The organism is Nostoc sp. ChiVER01 (assembly GCF_034531155.1).
In the GTDB taxonomy this organism is placed as follows: Bacteria; Cyanobacteriota; Cyanobacteriia; order Cyanobacteriales; family Nostocaceae; genus Nostoc.
The window spans coordinates 1-3,246 of sequence record NZ_JAVRBS010000068.1 but is presented as its reverse complement, the minus strand read 5'-3'; the positions used below and the strand labels follow the sequence as shown (position 1 = coordinate 3,246).

At 51.3% G+C, this 3,246-nt stretch carries 2 rRNA genes; both read left to right on the top strand.

Annotated elements, in window-relative coordinates:
• Positions 1–158 precede the first annotated feature (158 nt).
• A 23S ribosomal RNA gene (locus tag RMY00_RS35980) occupies positions 159–3,052 on the top strand.
• A gap of 59 nt (positions 3,053–3,111) precedes the next feature.
• A 5S ribosomal RNA gene (gene rrf, locus RMY00_RS35975) occupies positions 3,112–3,229 on the top strand.
• Positions 3,230–3,246: the final 17 nt, after the last annotated feature.

Below are 3,246 nucleotides of genomic sequence, written 5' to 3'. Positions count from 1 at the left end.
GAGAGTTCAGCAACATGACTTTGGAGTCAGACTGCTGAGTTATATCTCAGCCAGAACCTTGAAAACTGCATAGTAACGCGAAAAAAGCAGGCAGACACAGAGAATCTTTAGAGATGTTTTTGTGGATGCAATTATGTGAAAGACCAAATGAATTGAGTGGTCAAGCTAATAAGGGCTAACGGTGGATACCTAGGCACACAGAGGCGACGAAGGACGTGGTTACCGACGATATGCTCCGGGGAGTTGGAAGCAAACATTGAGCCGGAGATTTCCGAATGGGGCAACCCTAAATACTACCTGCTGAATATATAGGCAGGAGAGAGCCAACCCAGCGAATTGAAACATCTTAGTAGCTGGAGGAAGAGAAATCAAAACAGAGATTCCCTAAGTAGTGGTGAGCGAAAGGGGAAGAGCCTAAACCAAAAGATTTATCTTTTGGGGTAGTGGGACAGCAATATCGAATCTGGCGGTTAAACGAAGCAGCTAAATACTGCACCAAAGAAGGTGAAAGTCCTGTAGTTGAAAACTCAAGGATAGTAGCTGAATCCCGAGTAGCATGGGGCACGAGGAATCCCATGTGAATCAGCGAGGACCACCTCGTAAGGCTAAATACTACTGTGTGACCGATAGTGAACCAGTACCGCGAGGGAAAGGTGAAAAGAACCCCGGAAGGGGAGTGAAATAGAACATGAAACCGTTAGCTTACAAGCAGTGGGAGGACTATTAAAAGTCTGACCGCGTGCCTGTTGAAGAATGAGCCGGCGACTTATAGGCACTGGTAGGTTAAAGCGAGAATGCTGGAGCCAAAGGGAAACCGAGTCTGAAAAGGGCGATAATCAGTGTTTATAGACCCGAACCCTGGTGATCTAACCATGGCCAGGATGAAGCTTGGGTAACACCAAGTGGAGGTCCGCACCGACTGATGTTGAAAAATCAGCGGATGAGCTGTGGTTAGGGGTGAAATGCCAATCGAACCAGGAGCTAGCTGGTTCTCCCCGAAATGTGTTTAGGCGCAGCGGTAATGATTATATCTGGGGGGTAAAGCACTGTTTCGGTGCGGGCTGGGAGACCGGTACCAAATCGAGACAAACTCTGAATACCCAGAGTACACATTGCCAGTGAGACAGTGGGGGATAAGCTTCATTGTCAAGAGGGAAACAGCCCAGACCACCAGCTAAGGTCCCCAAATCATCGCTAAGTGATAAAGGAGGTGAGAGTGCACAGACAACTAGGAGGTTTGCCTAGAAGCAGCCACCCTTGAAAGAGTGCGTAATAGCTCACTAGTCAAGCGCTCTCGCGCCGAAAATGAACGGGGCTAAGCGATGTACCGAAGCTGTGGGATTAATAATAAACGATTAATCGGTAGGGGAGCGTTCCGTCGTAGGTAGAAGCAGTAGCGGCAAGCAGCTGTGGACGAAACGGAAGTGAGAATGTCGGCTTGAGTAGCGCAAACATTGGTGAGAATCCAATGCCCCGAAACCCTAAGGTTTCCTCCGCCAGGTTCGTCCCCGGAGGGTTAGTCAGGACCTAAGGCGAGGCCGAACGGCGTAGTCGATGGACAACGGGTTAAAATTCCCGTACTGATTGTAGGTTGTGCAGAGGGACGGAGAAGATGAATGTCAGCCGGATGTTGGTTACCGGTTCAAGCGTCGAGATGTTGAGAGACGGCGAAAACGTTTCGAGTTGAGGCGTGAGTACGACCCACTACGGTGGGGAAGTGGCATAGTCTAGCTTCCAAGAAAAGCTCTAAACACGTTAACTTACAGTTACCTGTACCCGAAACCGACACAGGTAGGGAGGTTGAGAATACCAAGGGGCGCGAGATAACTCTCTCTAAGGAACTCGGCAAAATGGCCCCGTAACTTCGGAAGAAGGGGTACCCACCTCAGACGTGGGTCGCAGTGAAGAGATCCAGGCGACTGTTTACCAAAAACACAGGTCTCCGCAAAGTCATAAAGACGCAGTATGGGGGCTGACGCCTGCCCAGTGCCGGAAGGTTAAGGAAGTTGGTCAGGGGTTCGCCTTGAAGCTAGCGACCGAAGCCCCGGTGAACGGCGGCCGTAACTATAACGGTCCTAAGGTAGCGAAATTCCTTGTCGGGTAAGTTCCGACCCGCACGAAAGGCGTAACGATCTGGATGGTGTCTCAGAGAGAGACTCGGCGAAATAGGAATGTCTGTGAAGATACGGACTGCCTGCACCTGGACAGAAAGACCCTATGAAGCTTTACTGTAGCCTGGAATTGTGTTCGGGCTTGGCTTGCGCAGGATAGGTGGGAGGCGATGAAGTATTCCTTGTGGGGAGTATGGAGCCAACGGTGAGATACCACTCTGGCGAAGCTAGAATTCTAACCCATGACCATTATCTGGTCAGGGAACAGTTTCAGGTGGGCAGTTTGACTGGGGCGGTCGCCTCCTAAAAGGTAACGGAGGCGCGCAAAGGTTCCCTCAGCACGCTTGGAAACCGTGCGGCGAGTGTAAAGGCATAAAGGGAGCTTGACTGTAAGAGTGACTACTCAAACAGGTACGAAAGTAGGCCTTAGTGATCCGACGGCGCAGAGTGGAATGGCCGTCGCTCAACGGATAAAAGTTACTCTAGGGATAACAGGCTGATCTCCCCCAAGAGTCCACATCGACGGGGAGGTTTGGCACCTCGATGTCGGCTCATCGCAACCTGGGGCGGAAGTACGTCCCAAGGGTTGGGCTGTTCGCCCATTAAAGCGGTACGTGAGCTGGGTTCAGAACGTCGTGAGACAGTTCGGTCCATATCCGGTGCAGGCGTAAGAGCATTGAGAGGAGTCCTCCTTAGTACGAGAGGACCGGGAGGAACGCACCGCTGGTGTACCAGTTATCGTGCCAACGGTAAACGCTGGGTAGCCAAGTGCGGAGCGGATAACCGCTGAAAGCATCTAAGTGGGAAGCCCACCTCAAGATGAGTGCTCTCACCACACAAAGTGGGTAAGGTCACGGGAAGAACACCCGTTTATAGGCGGTAGGTGGAAGTACAGCAATGTATGTAGCCGAGCCGTGCTAACAGACCGAGGGCTTGACCTCACAACTCATTTGGTTTCGCGTTGCTTGCAGTCTTCAGGGTCTCTGACCCAACAATTTTTCCTGGTGTCTATTGCGCGGTGGAACCACACTGAACCCTTCCCGAACTCAGAGGTGAAACGCTGCTGCGGCCACGATAGTTTAGGGGTTGCCCTACGCAAAAATAGCTCGATGCCAGGTTCTATTCTTAAACTAAA